The sequence below is a fragment of the Sandarakinorhabdus sp. genome (assembly GCF_031422795.1).
Classification (GTDB): domain Bacteria; phylum Pseudomonadota; class Alphaproteobacteria; order Sphingomonadales; family Sphingomonadaceae; genus Sandarakinorhabdus.
Genome location: NZ_JANPML010000001.1, coordinates 13,505 through 29,719 on the forward strand (window position 1 = coordinate 13,505; position 16,215 = coordinate 29,719).

Sequence of the window (16,215 nt, forward strand, 5' to 3'; positions counted from 1 at the left end):
TCCCCCCGCCCCCGGGGGGATGGCATGGTGGTCGCCGGTCCCGGTCCCGTCAGTTTCTGGCGCCACCGGGATCGGCGGCCATCGCCAATCGCGCCAGTTCCGGCAAGGACTTGCAGCGGCTGCGGTGCATGATCTCGGCACGGTGATTTTCCACCGTGCGCTGGCTCAGATTGAGATCAGCCGCGATATTCTTGCTGGGGTGGCCATCCAGCACCATCGCCATCACCTGGCGCTGACGCGGTGTCAGCGTGGCCAGCCGTTCGCTAGCCGCCAGCCGTTCGCTGCTCATGCCCTCCTCGCTTGGGGTACTGGCGAGTGCGCGGCGGACGCTGGCCAGGATGGCATCGCCCGACGCCGGCTTTTCGATGAAATCCACGGCGCCAGCCTTCATCGCCGCCACTGCCATGCCGATATCGCCCTGGCCGGTGATCATGATGCTGGGCGGCAAGGTGCCGGCCGCATGGAGACTGCGCAGCAGATCGAGCCCGTTTTCGCCGGGCAGCATGGCATCGACCAGCAGGCAGCCACCGTCTCCGGGGCGCCAGGCGGCGCGAAAGGCTTCGGCCGAACCATGCAACGCGACCGACATGCCGACATCGGCCAGCAGACGGCCGAATTCGGCCAGCGTTTCGGGATCATCGTCGATCACATGAACCTGCACATCGCTGCCAACTGCCGGGGCAGCGGGTGCCGGCATTTCGGCCTTTGCCCGGGTCAGGGCCATGGCGATGGCGGCATGCAGTTCCACCGGCCGCACCGGTTTGGCCAGCCGCACGATATCGTTGGCGGCAAAGCGCACCAGGGCATCGATGGCGATATCGCCGGTCAGCATGATCACCGGCACGGTGCGGCCGTGCGCCTTGAACAGGGCCGCGCGCAGATCGCTGGCCAGTTCAAGGCCGTCACGCCCGCCGATCAGGCGGAAATCGGAAATGATCAGATCAGGTGTGTGCAGGGTGAGGCTGGCAATGGCTTCGACATCATTGTGGGCGGTCACCACGTCGTGCCCGGCCTCGCGCAGCAACTGGGCCAGCAGTTCCAGCAGATCGGCATCATCATCGATGGCAAGGATGTGCGCGCCGGTGATCGGTGCTGCCACGGCCGTTGCCAGTGCCGGGGCAGCAGGTGATGCCGGCAACGCATGCGGTTCCGGCGTGGCCAGCGGCACGGTGATGCTGAACACCGAGCCATGGCCCGGGCCTTCTTGTGGCCACGACCGCACAGCGATGCCGTGGCCCAGCATCTCGCCCAGGCTGCGCACGATCGACAGGCCAAGACCCATGCCGCGGCTGCGATCGATCAGGGTTGGCCCCAGTTGCTGATAGGGCAGGAAGATCGTCTCCAATTTGTCGGCCGGGATGCCGATGCCGGTATCCCACACTTCGATCCGCACCGTGTTGCCGCGGCGGCGCGCGCCCAGCAGCACGCCGCCCTTGACCGTGTATTTCAGCGCATTGGCGACCAGATTGCGCAACATGCCGGTCAACAGCCGGCGATCGGAAATCACGTGGCAGTTGGTCGCCACATGGCGCAGCTTCAGCTTGCCGGCGGCCGCCTGTTCGGCCAGCCCGGTCACGGTTTCGCTCAGCAGGCTTTCGAGGGGGAAACTGCCGGGCGCCAGCTCGATGGCGTCGGCTTCGATTTGGTTGATGTCGAGCAGCCCGTCGAGCATCGCCGCCATTGATTCCAGCGTGAGTTCCAGCCGCGCCAGCAAGGGCCGGCATTGCGGATCGGTGACCTTGCGGGACAGCAGTTCCTGCAGCAGCACCAGCGATTGCAGCGGCTGGCGCAGATCGTGGCTGGCAGCCGCCAGGAATCGCGACTTGGCCAGATTGGCAGACTCGGCGGTTTCGCGCGCTTCCAGCATCACCTGTTCGGCGCGCTTGCGTTCCGACACGTCGGTATAGGTGATGATCACCCCTTCGGCATGATTGTCGTGGGCGCGATAGGGCATCGCCCGCCGGCTGAAATTGGTGCCATCGGTGGCAGTGATCTCGCGATCGGGCGGCGTGCGGCCACCGCGTACTGCCGCGATGTCGGCGGCCAGCTTTGTATCCGGGGTGAGCGGTGCCAGATCGGTGAACGGTCGGCCGATATCGCTTGGCAGCATGTTGAACAGCACACGTGTGGCTGGTGTGAAGAAGCGGATCCGCATGTCCAGATCGAGGAAGATCGTCGCGACATTGGTGCTGTTGAGGATGTTGTTGAGATCGTCGGCCAGGGTGCGCTGGCGATCGATGGTTTCCTGCAGCTGGCCGTTCAGCGCCGCCAGCTCCTCGTTCAGCGATTGCAGTTCCTCCTGCGAGGTGATCAGTTCCTCGTTGGTGCTCTGATATTCCTGGTTGCGCGACAGCGTGTCGGCGTGGATGGCCTGCTGTTCGGGATCATGGCCGCCGGGATAGCGATCGGCGTTGGCCAGTTCGGCGCGGATGTTGGCCAGTTCGGCCTCCAGCACCTGCAGCCGGGCGGACGGCAGGCTGGGCACCGGCCAAGGCGGGGATTGGTGACTGGCCAGCACCGGCATCGGTGCAGCTTCGGCGGCCAGCGCAGGCAGTGGCCGATGACTGGAATTACGGCGATAGATATGGGCCTGGCGCGACAGCAGGGTGAAGGCTGGCGCCGGGGCATCGGCGGGCTCTGCCACGGTTTCGGCCTTGCCCAGCAGCAGCAGGCCGCTGGGCCGCAAGGCAAAATAGCACAGGTTGATGGCGCGGGCCTGGGCTGCGGGCTGCAGATAGATCAGCAGGTTGCGGCAGGAAATCATGTCGATGCGGCTGAACGGCGGATCGGTGAGCAGATCGTGGACGGCAAACACCACCGATGATTGCAGCGCCGGGCCCACCCGCCAGCCATGATCATCGGCCATGAAGAAGCGTTGCAGCCGTTCGGCGGCCACATCCTTGTCGATGCTGGCCGGATAAACACCGTGGCGCGCGGTGGCGACCGCATCGGGATCGAGATCGGTGGCAAACAGCTGCAATTTCAGCGTGGGGCGGCTGCGGGCGATTTCCTCGAGGATCAGCATGGCCAGCGACCAGGCTTCCTCGCCGGTGCTGCAACCGGCGCACCACAGGCGGATCGGACTGGTTTCGTCGTGGCCGCGTACCAGATCGGGCAGGATGGCACCTGAAAGCGTGCTGAACACTTCGGGATCGCGGAAGAAACCGGTGACGTTGATCAGCAGATCATTGGCCAGCGCCTGCAGCTCGGCTTCATCCTGCTCGAGGCGTTCGACATAGGCCGCCAGTGCTTCGGCACCGCTGCCGGCCGCACCACCGGCCAGGCGGGCGCGGCGTTCGATGCGCCGCTGCATGGTGCCGCGCTTGTAACCGTGGAAATCATGGCCGCTCTGTTTCAGCCGCGCCAGCACCTGGCCGATCCAGTCATTGCCGGTCAGGGCCGGCAGCGGAACGCGGTTGCGGCGATCCATGATGGCAGCGCCCATGGCGGCCACCGGCAACACCGCATCAACGCAGCCGGTGGCGATGGCGGCAGCCGGCATGCTGGAGAAATCGGCTTCGGCCGGATCCTGAGCGATGACATAGCCGCCGGCCGCATGCACGGCCTGCACGCCTTCACTGCCATCGGCACCATTGCCCGACAGCAGGACGGCGACAACGCGCAGATCGTCCTGGGTGGCCAGCGATTGCAGCAGGAAATCCACCGGCAGGCGCGGTCCCTTTTTCTGGGTGGCCGGGGTGAGCTGCAGCATGCCACTGGCCACCGCGATGCGCGTGCCCGACGGGATGACGTGCAGGCGATCAGGCAGCAGCGCCATGCCATTACTGGCTTCCACCACCGGAAACGGCGTCTTTTCGGCCAGCAATTCGGCCAGCAACGACGGGTGATCGGGATCGAGATGCTGGACCAGAATATAGGCGATGCCGCTGCGCGCCGGCAGCCCGGCAATCACGCCGCGCACCGCATCAAGCGCACCTGCCGAACCGCCGATGGCCACGACCATCATGTGCGACGCGAGAGGCTCTGCCTTGGCAGGCAGGCTAGGAGGCCGATTTTTCTTCAAATGACCGTGCCTCGGGTGTGTCGTCGAACCGACACGGGCGCAACATAGCCCATGCCGGCCCGCCCGTCGAATACGCAGATGTCCGCTGCGGGCTGCTTCACAAGATGATGGCGGTGATCGGCATGACAGTCACTCTGGGCACAGTCTCTGGCCGTCACCAGCGGCCGGGCACGCGGGCCCGGCCGGCTGGGTCAGGATTTGGCGATGTCTTTCAGCGTGTCGCTGGCCTTGCCGGCCGCGCTCTGCAGCTTGCCTTCGACCTTTTCGACCTTGCCGGAGATTTCCAGGCTCTTGTCGCCGACCAAGTGGCCAACAGCTTCCTTGGTGGCACCGACGGCCTGTTTGCGGCGCCGGCGATGCGGTTCTTGTCGATGCTCATGAGCGTGTGTCCGATTCTGAAGCGTTCGGGGCGGAACGGAGCGGTTGCCCAAAATACTGCCCCGGCGCCGGAGTCCAGGGGGGCGACCGGGGGGTCTGGCCGGGGCAGTGCTGCTTGCATGCGCCCTTGCAGCGACAATGGGCAGCATCGGTTTCTACCCATGGCCGGCTGGCGGAGAGGGTTACCGCTGGCAGGTGGATTCCGAACCTGCCCTGCGCCGCAAACGGCCCGATACTTGCACGGCTTGGCAGCAATTGGCCGGGCACTGCCGGCTCTGGCTGGTGAGTGCAGGGAAATCCGCTGCCGAACGTGGGGAGAATAACAATGAAGATGGCCCTTGCAGCGCTTGCAACTCTGGCTCTGGTCAGCGGTTGCGCGTCCGACATGTCGGATCAGCGGCCCCAGCGCCAATGGCGCAGCTACGATTATAACCGCCCCGATCCGCAATACGGCAACTATGATCCCGGCCGTTATTATCAGGACAGCCCGCGCTATCGCGAACGCCGGCTGGGCGCGAATGACCGCGTCTATCGCGGCCAGGATGGGCGCTATTACTGCCGCCGAACCGATGGCAGCACCGGGTTGATCGTGGGCGCGGTGGCCGGCGGCGTGCTGGGCAACATCATCGCACCGGGTGGTTCCGACACGCTGGGCACCATCCTGGGTGCCGTTGCCGGCGGCGTGGTGGGTCGTTCGATCGACCGCAAGAATGTTCGTTGCCGCTGACACAGGCGAGCGACGACTCAAGGAGAATGATCATGTTTCGCACGCTGCTGTTTGCCGCCGTGACGGCGGCCGCACTCGCGCCGCTGCCGGCCGCCGCCCAGATGCAGGATCGGCGCCGGGACGATGGCCCGCCGGCGATGGCCGGGCGCCCCACCATGCTGCGCGCTGGCCCCGAACAGGCCTATCCGCAGCTGCGTCGCATCGAACAGGGTCAGCAGGTGCAACTGTTCGGCTGCCTGCCTGATCGCAGCTGGTGCGATGTCAGGTTGGGGCAGGATCGCGGCTGGGTGAGCGGGCCCGATCTGGAAGCCGAATATCGCGGCCGACGTGACAGCGTCGCCAATCTTTATGGCGAATTCCAGCTGGGCGACCGGAATTTCCGCATCGGCGATTACTGGGACGATCATTATCGCCAGCAACCCTTTTATACCGACCGTTCGCGCTGGGCACAGCAATATGGCGAGAATTACCGTCCCAGCTGGGGGCCGCGCCAGAACGAAACGTACTGGGGCAGTCACACCGCTGCCGGTTTCATGATCCGCCAGGCCTATGTTCGCGCCGGGCCCGATGTCCGCTATCCCCGCGTCGGCCTGGCCCGGGCGCGCAGCCGGGTCATCATCCACGGCTGTCTGCGCGATTGGAGCTGGTGTGACATCAGCACGCGTCGTGGCAATCGGGCCGGCAGTCGCGGCTGGGTGGTGAGCCAGCATATCGCCAGCCTGTATCGCGGTCGCCAGCAGCCATTGGACAGCTACGCGTCGCGCATCGGCATCGGCGTTCTTGGCTTCAACTTCAACCGCTACTGGGACGACAATTACCGCACGCAACCTTTCTATGGGCAGCGTGACGGGTGGGAGCGTCAGTATCGGCAGACTTATCGCCCGACCTGGAACGCTGATGGTGATGGGCAAGACCGCGATGATCGTTACCGCGATGGGCGGGACCGGGATGAGCAATACCGCGACACCCCGCGTCGCGACGGCCAGCCGCGGCCCGATGGCATCTGATGCCAACGCGAATCCAGCCAAGGGAGAACAGCGATGCTTTATGGTCTGATCCTCATCCTCGTGGTGCTGTGGGCGCTTGGCCTGGCCACTTCGTACACATTGGGCGGGCTCATCCACATCCTGCTGGTTTTCGCACTGGTCATGTTCGTGATGAACCTGATCAGCGGCCGCCGCGCCTGACTGTCGACACCTGCCGGACCGGAGGACGCACCATGATGACCCGCACCAGCAAGGCCAGAATCCAGTTCCTGCACCCGTTCCGCCTGTCGGGTTCAGGCGGGCCGCAACCTGCCGGTACCTACTGGCTGATAATCGATGAGGAGGAGCTGAGTGGCCTCAGCTTCGTCACCTACCGTACAGTTCTGGCCATGCTGCAAGTGCCGGCGCTGGGCCGTTTCACGCCGATCAGCCGCATGCTGCCGATCAACCTTGATGAGCTTGATGCCTGCATCTCCGCCGATCGCCAGGGCCCGGCCAGCAATGCGCTGCGCCTGGCCGCCCCTGTCGCCTGAAAGCGACACAGCTGCGCCCGGCGATGGAACCTTTCCCGTAGCCTTGCGTTTCTTCTCTACCGACTGTCCAACAGGAGTATATCCCATGCCATTGAAAACGACCCCGCTGCTGCTGCTGGTAGCCGCCGCCATGACCCTGGCCGCCTGCGAGAAGAAGACCACCGATGCCCAGGCCGATGCCGTGCGCAACACCAGCGATGCTGCTGCCGCCGATATCGACAACAAGGCTGATACCGTTGAAAACAAGGGCGAAGCCAATGCCGACGCCATGCGTGAAGGCGCCGATGCCGTGCGTGATCGCGGCGAGACCAAGGCCGATGCCATCGAAGCCGGCACGGTGGGCGCCACCACCAAGACCGATCAGCTGACCACCACGACGCAGCCGACGGAACCGAAGTAACACCCAGTTCCTGGACGGGAGGAAGGGGCATCGGATCGCGTTGATCCGGTGCCCCTTTCCGATTCAGCGGCTCAGCGCGCCGCCGTAAGTTGCTGGGCCTGCCGCATGATCTGATCCAGCGGCCCCAGCGCGCTGACCGGGCCATCGGCGCGCGATTGCGCCAGCTGGCCGCCATCCAGCAGATCGCGCAGGGCAGCGCGGGCGCGGGCGACTCGGCTTTTCACCGTGCCCACCGCGCAATTGCTGATCGCCGCCACCTCTTCGCAGCTCATGCCGCTGGCGCCCATCAGGATCAGCGCCTCGCGCTGCGTCGCCGGCAATTGCATCAGCGCGCGCTGCATGTCGGCCAGCGCAACATGGCCCTCCTGGGCCGGCGGCACCGCCAGCAGCAGATCGGCGGCAAATTCATCCCATTCGCCCTTGAAGCGCGCGCGGCGGGCAATGGAGAAATAGGCGTTGCGCAGGATGACGTGCGTCCAGGCGCGCATGCTGGATCCGGCGACAAAACGATCGCGCGCCATCCAGGCCTTCAGCATGGTTTCCTGCACCAGATCATCGGCCAGATCGGCATTGCCTGACAGCGACCGGCCATAGGCCCGCAAATGCGGGATGGCGGCGGCAAGATCGGCCTTGAAACGGTCGGCGGCTGGCGGCGCTGCACCGTCGCCCAGTTGATCGAGCAGCGCTTGCAGGCGCGGCGGCAGCGGGGCGGCGGCGACCTCGGCAAAGGCCAGGCGCAGCGCGGCGCCCAGATCGCGGAGCGCCGGCGTTTCGCTGGCCGGCAGGGGGCGATGGTCCGGCACGGTCATGATCGGTCTCCGGTGCGTTTCATATGGTCTCAAACGTGCCGGCGACCCACGGGTTCCCTGCCGTCATGCCTGCGGCCATGCCGTCGATCCGAAGAACAGCGCCTGGGCAATGGCGGCCTGCACGCTGGCGACGGCAAAAGGCTTGGTGATCAGAAAGGTCGGTTCCGGCCGCTGCCCGGTGAGCAGCAATTCCGGAAAGCCGGTAATGAAGATCGCCGGCACCGCCTGTTGGGCCAAAATATGCTGCACGGCATCGATGCCGCTGCTGCCATCGCGCAACTGAATATCGGCCAGCACCAGGCCGGGCGCTTCGGCGGCAAACAGCGCCAGCGCTTCGGCCCGGGTGGCGGCGATGCCGGTAACGCTGTGGCCCAGATCGGTGACGATGGCTTCTATGTCCATGGCGATGATCGGTTCATCTTCGATGATCAGCACACGCGCCCGGGTCTGGCGGGCGATATCGGCCAGCGCGGCACTGGTCAGCGCGTGGACCTGGGGCAGCGGGCAATCGATCAGATAGGCGATATCGGCCGGCGCAAATCCCTCCATCGCACCCAGCAGCAGCGCCTGGCGCGGCAGCGGCGCCAGCCCGTCCAGCCGTGCCGCCGCGATGCCGGCCACGCCCTCGCTGGCAGCGGCCGGTGCCGTTTCGGGCGTGACCGCTGCGGCTTGCTGGATCTGGAAGGCCCGGAACAGGCCGATTCGCGCAGACACCCCGGTCGGCAGCGCGGCGCGATCCGCCACCAGCGCCGCCAGCGTGGCTGCCACTAGCGCGTCGCCGGCCGGCTGCGATCCGATGAGGGCGCGAGCATAGCGACGCAGGCCGGGCAAATGGGGGGCAAGGCGGGCAGCAAGGGATGACGCGGAGGGGGTCACGATGATGCGCTTTCAGGGCCAGGGCGCTGGCAGGCAGCAGGGCCGACGTTCACGCCCGCTGCGCGCCGGAAATCATATGGGTGTTGCGGCGACGGGCGCTGCCGCCCCTCGGCCGGCTGCCCGCAATCGCGATGGTCGAAAAAGCGCTGTCTGCAGGCGGTTCCTGCAGGATCGATCGAGGCCAACAGTCTAACAGCATTTCGCGTCCGCGTCACCTTGGTGCATGATAGGTGATGACCAACGTCGCCGGCCAGTATCCATCGCTGTCATCTGTCGCCCCGTCGGAAACGGGCGCCGCCGATCTGGCGGCGGCACTGGCCGAGCAGGAGCGACTGCGGCGCGATCTGCACCACCAGGTCACCAACAGTCTGCAGATCATTGCCAGCCTGGTGGCACTGCAGGCGCGGGACAGCAGATCGGCCGCGGTTCGCCAACTGCATGACGTGATCCAGGCCCAGATCCAGACGCTCACGCTGGTGCAACGCTGGCAGTATCTGGGCGAAGCCGATGCGTGTGTTGATCTCGCCGGGATGCTGGCCGAGCTTTGTGCAGCGCTCGAAGCCGGGTTGGTTTCGGCCCGTCATGACAGGGTGGCGATCGCCTGCACGGCGGCTGCCTTGCCGCTGGCGCCAGAGCTGGCGATCCCGGTTGGTTTCCTGATCACCGAACTGGCGCTCTTGGCCAGCCAACAGGCGCCGCCCGGCCGGCTGCAACTGGCAGTGGCCGCGGCGCAGGCGGCCACTGGCATCAGTCTGACGGTCCACACCAGTGCCTTTGCCGGCCCCGATACACTGGCGGGTGCCGATACGGCGACGGCACGGATCATCCGCGCCATGGCCCAGCAGTTGGGTGGCGGGCTGCAGCATGATGCGATGACAGGAAGCTACGAAATCGGCTTTGCCGGCGCGTCCGGCTGAGGCGGCGCCGTCGCTGCTTCCAGGCTGGTTTGGGCAGCGATCACCCGATCCAGCATCTGGACGTCGCGATCAGTGCGGGCGGGCGAGGGGCTGGCCATGCCTTCATCACTGGCGGCGCTGCGATCACCAAGGTCCAGCGCCCATTCGGCCAGCAATTCCGCCTTTTGTGCTGGCGACAGGCTGGCATCGTCCAGCACGGCCTGCGGGTGGGGGTAGCGGGTGGCGGGATTGTGGCGCGGCGGCATGCGTGTGAACTTTCAGGCAGGTGGGGGGCGAGCCGGCGCGGCCAGCAGGCTGCCGATCAGCTGCTCGATGCCCGCCAGGCGGAACGGCTTGCGCAGGATCGGCGTGCCGGCAAAGCGGGCGGGCAGGATTCCGGCCAGTGCGTGACCGGTGGTGAAGGCAAAGGGGATGGCGCGCTGTTGCAGCACGGTGGCGATGTCCCAGCTCTGGCTGTCGCCGATCTCCACATCCAGCAGGGCGGCATCGATGGCCTCGGCCCTGGCCAGGCGCAGCCCGTCGGCGATGGTCACCGCCGGGCCGATCAGCGCCCAGCCCAGGCTGTCGCACATGTCCTGCAGGGCAAGGCCGATGAAGATCGAATCCTCGACGATCAGGATGCGTGGGATGGAACAGGCCGGCGGCATCATCATCTCCTGTCGGCAGGAGGCCGGCAGCGCTGATCATACAGCAAATCGCCGTTGGGTGTGCAGGGCCGGCAAATGCCGGCCCTGCTCCCATCAGCGCGGTTGGATGCTGATTTCGACACGACGGTTCTGCGGTTCGCGCTGGCCATCAACCGTGTCGACCAGGCTGCGCTCCTCGCCGAACGACTGGACGTTGATACGACTGCTTTCAACGCCCAGCCTTTCAAGTTCGCGCTGCACGGCGCGGGCGCGTTTCAGGCCCAGCGCCTGGTTGTACGGCCCGGTGCCGGAGCGATCGGCGTGGCCGGACACATCCATTCGCGTCATGCCCTGCTGGCGGGCGGGATCGACGGCCTGGGCCACCAATTGCCGGGATTCGGCCGACAATTCGGCAGAATCCCAATCAAAGAACAGCATGATCGGCCCGGCAGTGACCGGCGCTGCCGGTTCGACGACGGGCGGCGGCGGCGGCGGCGGAGGCGGCGGGGGCGCGGCTTCGGGCATGGCCATCGGGGCGACTGGTTCCGGTGCCGGTGCGGCGGCGCGGCGTTCGCCGAAGTTGAAGTTGAGGCCCACCAGGATCGTGTGCGAATCGTTGCGCATCGTCACGCGCTGGCCGGCAGTGTCGGTGAAATTGGCGCGATTGGGCCGCAGGTAGCGATAATCCACTGCCAGATCGACGCCGGGACTGAGCGCAACACGCGCACCGGCCAGGGCGTTCCAGGCGAACACCCAGTCATTGCTGCTCAGGAAGGGAATAGCGCCATCGGCGAGACGGACATTATGGGCACTCACCCGCGCCGCGCCGGCACCGGCACCCGCCGAAACGGAAAACGCGTCGCTGTTGATCACGTCGAACAGGGCATTGGCCATGACCGTCCAATTGCGGATCTGGCCGTCGGGATCATCATAGCGGCCGGCATTGCCCAGCGCCGTGGTCGAACGCAGATCGATCGATTTCAGGCCGGTCTGGTGATAGCCCACATCCACTTCGGTGCGCAGCCGGCCGAAATCATAACCGAGGCGTGCCGCGGCAGCCAAACCCAGTTTATCGGTGGTGGCGAAATCGGGGCGGGTTGGCGGGGTGCCATAGAAGGTGCGTTCGCTGGGGAGAACCACGCCGCCGCGCAGGCCGATATACCAGTTGTTGTCGCGGGCCTGGGCGGCGGTTGCGGTCATGGTGAGCGCCAGCAGGCTCAATGCGGCCAGTCGGGCCGGGCGTGTGATCATCATTTCTTGGCGTCCTCAGCAGTTTTGGTGATGGCCTTGCCGGCGGACTGGAGGTCCTTGCCGGCGCCGGCGGTGGTGGAACAGCCGCTCGCCAGCACGGCGATAACCGTGCAGGCCGCGACGATGATGGTCGATGTCATGGAGCGTTTCCTTGCCGCTTCAGGATGGGCAGCTTCAGGGAGGATTACGCCTGAAGCCGGCATTGGTTCCCAAAGACGATGGCGTCAGCCCGATTGGGCGAAATCCCGCTCCTGTTCGGCGATTTCTGCCGCCAGTGGCGCATAGATTGAGCGCGGGCCTTCGGGATCGTGGCCGTCGAACAGGCCGTTGGCGCAAGGGCGATCATCGTCCCAGCCGAGATGGCTGATGACGGGATAGAGGCAGATGCCGCCGAGCGCGACGCCGTGCGCCTGCGCCTGCCGCACCTCGCTGGCGACATAGCGCAGCCAGTGGGGCCGGAAGGCGCCTTCGCAGCCGGTTTCGGCGATATAACAGGGCTTGCCATGGCGCCCGGCGGCTTCGATCAGCAGCTGGTGCAGCGGCCGGTGCCGCCAGTCGCCGGGCGGCACGCAGCGGCCGCCGTCGATCCACTGATTGTCGTGATAATGGTTCCAACCGATGATATCGACAGCATCGGCGTGGCCGCCCAGTTCCGGCGCCTGCAACCCCAGTAGCATGTCGAGCGCTTCGTGCTGAACCTGGTTGTGGCCGGCAGCGCGGTCTTCGGCTTCGGCGTCGGCGCTGGCGGGGAAAACATGGATCAAGGGTTCGGCGCAGGCGATACGGGCGCGGCTGTCGATGGCGCGCACTTCGGCGGTGGCAGCCAGCGCGGCACGCACCAGCTGGCGTTTCAGTTCGGTGCCGCGGCCAATGGCAAAGGGCGTCAGCCCGGCCGTTTCGCCGCCGGCAAAGGCCCAGAAGCTGATCTCGTTGACCGGGGTGAACACGGGCGCAGCATCGGTTTCACTGGCGATCACCCGCGCGGCATGGCGGGCAAAACTGGAAAAGCGGTCGACGAATTCGGCGCTGAACGGATCGATATCGTCGGGTACGCCATAATGCAGCAGATCCCAGATGACGGTGGTGCCACTGTCCCGCGCGGCGCGCAGCATCGGCAGCAGGCCCGACCAGTCATAATGGCCCGGCCGCCGTTCGATGCGATGCCAGCACAAGCCATCGCGCGCCGCCGTCATGCCGTGGGCATGCAGCAGGCGGTAATCCTCCGCCGCGCGCCGGTCGTGGCCGGTGGCCGCCGCCACATCCAGCCGCCGGCCAGTGCGCAGCCGGTGCGCGGCACATTCGAACCCGCCCATCAGCATGGAGCCGAACAGGGGGGCTGTGCGGTCCGGCGGCAGCGCCGTGTCGGCCACGGGCTGATTGAGCGGGTTGGACTTCATGCTTTCGGGGCTGCGGCTGGCTGTGGGGCGCTCTTGCCATGGTTCAGACTCAGTGTCGCCCGCCGCGACCATGCCTTTTCGACAGGCTGGGCCATCGCCAGCGGTTCGGCCGGCACCGGACCGGCAAGGTCGAGCTCGACGATCAGCCGATCAAACATGCGCGGGGCTCCGTTCTGTCTGCGTGCGGACTGGCAATGGCGTGGTCTGCGCCGCTGCGGCAATTAGGGCGCGCATCGCGGCCCAGGTGGCATCCCAGCTGTCGCCGGCCAGATGCGCGTCAACCGCCGCCAGGCGGCGGCGCTGCTGCACCGGATCGGCGGCAATGCCGAGCATCTGCTTGGCGCAGGCCACCACATCAGGGGCATCGATGGCGATTTCAACCAGCCCCAGCCGGCCATAGCTGCTGATCACGTCGGCAATCGGGGTGGAGATCACCGGTAGGCCGGCGGCGAGGAATTCCAGCGTTTTCGTGGGTGAAATGTGGCGCGTGGCCTCGTTGCGGGCAAAGGGCATCCAGGCCAGATCCCAGTGCGCCAGATACTGCGGCAGTTCGGCATAGGGCCGCGCGCCGAGCCAGTGGATGTTGCTCACCTGCGGCAGGCTGGCGGGATCGATTCTGGCGGTGGGGCCGATCATCACGAATTGCCAATCCGGCCGCAGCGCCGCCACTTCGGCCACCAGCACCAGATCCATCCGTTCATCGATCACGCCGAAATAGCCGATCCGCGGATACGCAATCATGCGCTGGCTTTCGGGATCGGCCAGGCCTTGCCCACGCGCCTGCCCGAAATGCGGCGCGTCAATGCTGGAGGGGAAGCAATGGGCGTCGCTGCGCTGCAGGCTGGCCGCGATCTGCAACGAGGCGCCGCCGGTGAACACCACATCGGCATCGCGCAGCAGCGCCGCATCATGGCCGGCGAGGTCTGGCGGCGCGAAGGCGAAGGCGGCCAACTCGTCCATCTTGTCATAGATGACCAGATCGGCCGACAGCTGCTGCCCGAAGGCCCGCGCCATCGGCGCATAATACCACAGGCACACTGGCGCTGATCCGGCCCCCGATCCGGCTCGCGCCACCAGCCGGGCGGCAATCTCGCCCTGGTGGGCAAGAGCATCGGCAGCGCTTGTGCCGGCTGGCAGCACCGGCTGCACGACCGTGATGCCGGCCCCACGCTGCAGTTCACGCACCATGGCGATGCCGCCTTCGATCACCGGCTCTTCCATGAACCAGATATCGAAATCGGCCGCTGCACGGCCCAGCAGATGGTGCGGGCGCTGCACCACGAAATCCCAGCGCAGATGCGACAGCACGATCAGGACCGGGCGCACCGCCGGATCGGCAAATTCTTCGCAAAACAGGGGCATCGGCGATCATCCTTCATCAAGGTCACGTGGTCACTGCCCCCAGTTCCGGATTTGATAACGCGCCTGCTGCCGCCCGGTTCCCGCCGTTCCGGATGCGGCCAACGGTTGACCGCAAGCGGAACCGCCGGGCGGCTCACGGGTTGATGAGGCTGGTGGCAGATGCACCGGCCGGCACCCCCGCTGGCCACTGCCGCCGCACGCCGCCGAATCCCCATCCGGCGGCGCAACGCCCCTGCAAAAAGGAAACAACCATGAGCTCCCATCCCACCACCGTCGCCCCGACCGACAGCAACAACGGCGCGCTGATCAGCAGCGAGCGCGTGACCGGCACCGACGTCTACAACCGTGACGGCGAAAAGCTGGGCAGTGTCGAAGCCATGATGATCGACAAGATGTCGGGCCAGGTGCGCTTTGCCGTGATGTCGTTCGGCGGCTTCCTCGGCATGGGCGAAAAATATCACCAGCTGCCGTGGAACGGCATGTCCTATGATCTGGATCAGAAGGGCTATGTCGTGAACCTCAGCCGCGAAGCCCTGAAAGCCGCGCCGGTGTTCACCCGCGAAGAGATCGACAGCTTCGATTATGGTGACAAGTCCGCCTCGATCGACAGCTATTACGGCAAGATCGACGGCTTCCAGAACCGGTCGAACTGACGCGCCGAGCGCCGGTTTGGCGCTCTGAAGCAGTGCACCGTGGCGGCCGGACCATCCGGCCGCCACGGCCATTGCCCCCCACATGTGCAGCCCGCCCGCAGCAGAGGATAACTCCCCATGGCCAAATCGAAATCCACCGCGTCAGACGATCTCGTTGCGCTGACCGATACCAACAATCCCAGCCTCACCGCCTGTCAGCCCGAATTCGCGCCTGGCACGGGTCTCAGCGAAGGCGCCTATGCCGAAGTTGCCGACGAACTGGGCAAGGTGCTGGCCGACAGTTTCCAGCTGTTCATCAAGACGCAGGGTGTGCACTGGAACGTCGCCGGCGCGGCCTTTTATGGCCTGCACAAGCTCACCGAGGAGCAATATGGCGAGATCTACGCCGCTATCGACGAGATCGCCGAACGCATCCGCGCGCTCGGCCACAAGGCGCCGGCGAGCTATACCACCTATGGCCGCCTCAGCAGCATCAGCGATGAAGACCGGCCGATCGACACCGGCCAACAGGTCGCGATGCTGATGCGCGACAATGGTCTGGTCTGCCAGACCCTGCGCGACGCGCTCGACATCGCCGAAGAGCATGGCGACATCGTCACCGCAGATCTGCTCACCCGCCGCCTGGGCGATCACGAGAAATATGTCTGGATGCTGCGCATGCAGATCGCCTGACGGCCCGGCATTGCTGCCTGAAGAAGGCAGCGGCTGATGCAGGCGATTGAGCAGGCGTTGCGACCGGTGTTGCAGCAAAGCTGACCAACCATTCCCAGCCGGAGCCAGTGGGCGCGGCCGGTCACGAACTCGGCGCGATTGCGCCAGGCACAATCCGGCGTGTAGGCCCAGGCGACACGGGCCGCATCACGGCTGTTCCAGCCATCTTCGGCCAGGCGGACCTTTTCGGCGGCACTGGCCAGGGTGAAGGGGGGCAGAGGTGGGCGGGTAATGATGCTTCTCCAGTGGAAGGGCGGACGGGGCAGTGGGGGCGAACCGGCGGCGCCCACTGGCTCCGGCCAGTTCGAGCAGGCTGCCGCTGCCGGGAGTCCACCGCGCTTCCTTGGCCGAAGCGGCGAACGCCACTGGCACCGGGGCTGTCGATGGCTGGGCAGCGGGCGCGGCGGCGGCATCAATCCGGCGGCGCATGGAGGCCGGGCCAAAGGCTTCGGCATGGATGCGACCATCTGCAATGTTGAGATCGCGCAGGCCGTCATAGAGCGCCTGCATGAACGGCGGCGGGCCGCACAGGTAGAAATCATGATCGTCAAATCCGAGCACCTGG

The 16,215-nt window shown here is 66.1% G+C and carries 19 protein-coding genes and 2 pseudogenes; 8 read left to right on the top strand and 13 right to left on the bottom strand.

The window, feature by feature from the left end:
• Positions 1 to 49: 49 nt before the first annotated feature.
• Positions 50 to 3,967, bottom strand: coding sequence for a chemotaxis protein CheB (locus RMO81_RS00050; protein ID WP_310473678.1), 3,918 nt, complete (start codon positions 3,965 to 3,967; stop codon positions 50 to 52).
• A 248-nt stretch (positions 3,968 to 4,215) separates the two neighbouring features.
• Complete coding sequence (locus RMO81_RS00055; RefSeq protein ID WP_310473679.1) at positions 4,216 to 4,551, bottom strand: CsbD family protein; 336 nt, start codon at positions 4,549 to 4,551, stop codon at positions 4,216 to 4,218.
• A gap of 176 nt (positions 4,552 to 4,727) precedes the next feature.
• Between RMO81_RS00055 and RMO81_RS00060 the strand changes: the two genes are divergently transcribed.
• The 5 genes from RMO81_RS00060 (at position 4,728) to RMO81_RS00080 (ending at position 7,048) form a co-directional block, all read left to right on the top strand.
• Positions 4,728 to 5,129 carry a glycine zipper 2TM domain-containing protein gene (locus RMO81_RS00060; protein WP_310473680.1) on the top strand — a complete coding sequence of 134 codons (402 nt, stop codon included), beginning with the start codon at positions 4,728 to 4,730 and terminating at the stop codon, positions 5,127 to 5,129.
• A 26-nt stretch (positions 5,130 to 5,155) separates the two neighbouring features.
• Positions 5,156 to 6,136, top strand: a complete 981-nt coding sequence (locus tag RMO81_RS00065; protein ID WP_310473681.1) for an SH3 domain-containing protein — start codon at positions 5,156 to 5,158, stop codon at positions 6,134 to 6,136.
• Positions 6,137 to 6,169: 33 nt separating this feature from the next.
• Positions 6,170 to 6,316 (top strand): lmo0937 family membrane protein, encoded by a 147-nt coding sequence (locus tag RMO81_RS00070; RefSeq protein ID WP_310473682.1) that lies wholly within the window; start codon positions 6,170 to 6,172, stop codon positions 6,314 to 6,316.
• Between the two features lie 32 nt (positions 6,317 to 6,348).
• The gene (locus RMO81_RS00075; RefSeq protein ID WP_310473683.1) at positions 6,349 to 6,648 is read left to right on the top strand and encodes a hypothetical protein; all 300 of its coding nucleotides are present in this window, start codon (positions 6,349 to 6,351) and stop codon (positions 6,646 to 6,648) included.
• An 85-nt stretch (positions 6,649 to 6,733) separates the two neighbouring features.
• A complete protein-coding gene (locus RMO81_RS00080) occupies positions 6,734 to 7,048 on the top strand; it encodes a hypothetical protein (RefSeq protein WP_310473684.1) in 315 nt (104 codons plus the stop codon).
• A 71-nt stretch (positions 7,049 to 7,119) separates the two neighbouring features.
• Here the strand turns inward: RMO81_RS00080 and RMO81_RS00085 are convergent, their stop codons facing one another.
• On the bottom strand, positions 7,120 to 7,857 hold the full coding sequence (locus RMO81_RS00085) for a sigma-70 family RNA polymerase sigma factor (protein WP_310473685.1): 738 nt from the start codon (positions 7,855 to 7,857) through the stop codon (positions 7,120 to 7,122).
• A gap of 63 nt (positions 7,858 to 7,920) precedes the next feature.
• Positions 7,921 to 8,733, bottom strand: coding sequence for a response regulator (locus tag RMO81_RS00090; RefSeq protein ID WP_310473686.1), 813 nt, complete (start codon positions 8,731 to 8,733; stop codon positions 7,921 to 7,923).
• Positions 8,734 to 8,966: 233 nt separating this feature from the next.
• On the opposite strand from RMO81_RS00090, the gene RMO81_RS00095 reads away from it, so the two are divergent.
• Positions 8,967 to 9,650: a histidine kinase dimerization/phosphoacceptor domain -containing protein gene (locus RMO81_RS00095; protein ID WP_310473687.1), complete on the top strand. Its 684-nt coding sequence runs from the start codon at positions 8,967 to 8,969 to the stop codon at positions 9,648 to 9,650.
• On the opposite strand, the gene RMO81_RS00100 is transcribed toward RMO81_RS00095, so the two are convergent.
• The 7 genes from RMO81_RS00100 to RMO81_RS00130 all read right to left on the bottom strand — a co-directional run bounded on the left by RMO81_RS00100 (position 9,617) and on the right by RMO81_RS00130 (position 14,286).
• Entirely contained in the window at positions 9,617 to 9,895 is a 279-nt protein-coding gene (locus RMO81_RS00100) for a hypothetical protein (protein WP_310473688.1), read from the bottom strand. The two genes, RMO81_RS00095 and RMO81_RS00100, sit on opposite strands and share 34 nt — an antisense overlap.
• 12 nt (positions 9,896 to 9,907) lie before the next feature.
• Entirely contained in the window at positions 9,908 to 10,303 is a 396-nt protein-coding gene (locus tag RMO81_RS00105; protein ID WP_310473689.1) for a response regulator, read from the bottom strand.
• Positions 10,304 to 10,390: 87 nt separating this feature from the next.
• Positions 10,391 to 11,530 (bottom strand): OmpA family protein, encoded by a 1,140-nt coding sequence (locus tag RMO81_RS00110; RefSeq protein WP_310473690.1) that lies wholly within the window; start codon positions 11,528 to 11,530, stop codon positions 10,391 to 10,393.
• On the bottom strand, positions 11,527 to 11,667 hold the full coding sequence (locus RMO81_RS00115) for an entericidin A/B family lipoprotein (protein ID WP_310473691.1): 141 nt from the start codon (positions 11,665 to 11,667) through the stop codon (positions 11,527 to 11,529). Before RMO81_RS00115 ends, RMO81_RS00110 begins: the two co-directional genes overlap by 4 nt.
• An 84-nt stretch (positions 11,668 to 11,751) precedes the next feature.
• Positions 11,752 to 12,924 (bottom strand): hypothetical protein, encoded by a 1,173-nt coding sequence (locus tag RMO81_RS00120; protein ID WP_310473692.1) that lies wholly within the window; start codon positions 12,922 to 12,924, stop codon positions 11,752 to 11,754.
• On the bottom strand, positions 12,921 to 13,082 hold the full coding sequence (locus tag RMO81_RS00125) for a hypothetical protein (protein WP_310473693.1): 162 nt from the start codon (positions 13,080 to 13,082) through the stop codon (positions 12,921 to 12,923). The genes RMO81_RS00120 and RMO81_RS00125 overlap by 4 nt, the downstream gene beginning before the upstream one ends.
• Positions 13,075 to 14,286, bottom strand: coding sequence for a glycosyltransferase (locus tag RMO81_RS00130; protein ID WP_310473694.1), 1,212 nt, complete (start codon positions 14,284 to 14,286; stop codon positions 13,075 to 13,077). Before RMO81_RS00130 ends, RMO81_RS00125 begins: the two co-directional genes overlap by 8 nt.
• A 251-nt stretch (positions 14,287 to 14,537) precedes the next feature.
• On the opposite strand from RMO81_RS00130, the gene RMO81_RS00135 reads away from it, so the two are divergent.
• On the top strand, positions 14,538 to 14,939 hold the full coding sequence (locus RMO81_RS00135; protein WP_310473695.1) for a PRC-barrel domain-containing protein: 402 nt from the start codon (positions 14,538 to 14,540) through the stop codon (positions 14,937 to 14,939).
• Between the two features lie 117 nt (positions 14,940 to 15,056).
• Positions 15,057 to 15,611 (top strand): DNA starvation/stationary phase protection protein, encoded by a 555-nt coding sequence (locus RMO81_RS00140; protein ID WP_310473696.1) that lies wholly within the window; start codon positions 15,057 to 15,059, stop codon positions 15,609 to 15,611.
• Positions 15,612 to 15,721: 110 nt separating this feature from the next.
• Here the strand turns inward: RMO81_RS00140 and RMO81_RS00145 are convergent.
• Positions 15,722 to 15,868: pseudogene (locus RMO81_RS00145) on the bottom strand (DUF1348 family protein); the annotation flags it as partial.
• Positions 15,798 to 16,215: pseudogene (locus tag RMO81_RS00150) on the bottom strand (hypothetical protein); the annotation flags it as partial. The pseudogenes RMO81_RS00145 and RMO81_RS00150, both read right to left, overlap by 71 nt.

Coding starts and splice junctions, on each gene's coding strand:
- RMO81_RS00050 (WP_310473678.1), bottom strand. CDS start 3,967: ATGATGGTCGTGGCCATCGGCGGTTCGGCAGGTGCGCTTGATGCGGTG.
- RMO81_RS00055 (WP_310473679.1), bottom strand. CDS start 4,551: ATGCTGCCCATTGTCGCTGCAAGGGCGCATGCAAGCAGCACTGCCCCG.
- RMO81_RS00065 (WP_310473681.1), top strand. CDS start 5,156: ATGATCATGTTTCGCACGCTGCTGTTTGCCGCCGTGACGGCGGCCGCA.
- RMO81_RS00095 (WP_310473687.1), top strand. CDS start 8,967: ATGACCAACGTCGCCGGCCAGTATCCATCGCTGTCATCTGTCGCCCCG.
- RMO81_RS00140 (WP_310473696.1), top strand. CDS start 15,057: ATGGCCAAATCGAAATCCACCGCGTCAGACGATCTCGTTGCGCTGACC.
- RMO81_RS00075 (WP_310473683.1), top strand. CDS start 6,349: ATGATGACCCGCACCAGCAAGGCCAGAATCCAGTTCCTGCACCCGTTC.
- RMO81_RS00120 (WP_310473692.1), bottom strand. CDS start 12,924: ATGAAGTCCAACCCGCTCAATCAGCCCGTGGCCGACACGGCGCTGCCG.
- RMO81_RS00085 (WP_310473685.1), bottom strand. CDS start 7,857: ATGACCGTGCCGGACCATCGCCCCCTGCCGGCCAGCGAAACGCCGGCG.
- RMO81_RS00130 (WP_310473694.1), bottom strand. CDS start 14,286: ATGCCCCTGTTTTGCGAAGAATTTGCCGATCCGGCGGTGCGCCCGGTC.
- RMO81_RS00115 (WP_310473691.1), bottom strand. CDS start 11,667: ATGACATCGACCATCATCGTCGCGGCCTGCACGGTTATCGCCGTGCTG.
- RMO81_RS00125 (WP_310473693.1), bottom strand. CDS start 13,082: ATGTTTGATCGGCTGATCGTCGAGCTCGACCTTGCCGGTCCGGTGCCG.
- RMO81_RS00080 (WP_310473684.1), top strand. CDS start 6,734: ATGCCATTGAAAACGACCCCGCTGCTGCTGCTGGTAGCCGCCGCCATG.
- RMO81_RS00060 (WP_310473680.1), top strand. CDS start 4,728: ATGAAGATGGCCCTTGCAGCGCTTGCAACTCTGGCTCTGGTCAGCGGT.
- RMO81_RS00105 (WP_310473689.1), bottom strand. CDS start 10,303: ATGATGATGCCGCCGGCCTGTTCCATCCCACGCATCCTGATCGTCGAG.
- RMO81_RS00135 (WP_310473695.1), top strand. CDS start 14,538: ATGAGCTCCCATCCCACCACCGTCGCCCCGACCGACAGCAACAACGGC.
- RMO81_RS00110 (WP_310473690.1), bottom strand. CDS start 11,530: ATGATGATCACACGCCCGGCCCGACTGGCCGCATTGAGCCTGCTGGCG.
- RMO81_RS00070 (WP_310473682.1), top strand. CDS start 6,170: ATGCTTTATGGTCTGATCCTCATCCTCGTGGTGCTGTGGGCGCTTGGC.
- RMO81_RS00100 (WP_310473688.1), bottom strand. CDS start 9,895: ATGCCGCCGCGCCACAATCCCGCCACCCGCTACCCCCACCCGCAGGCC.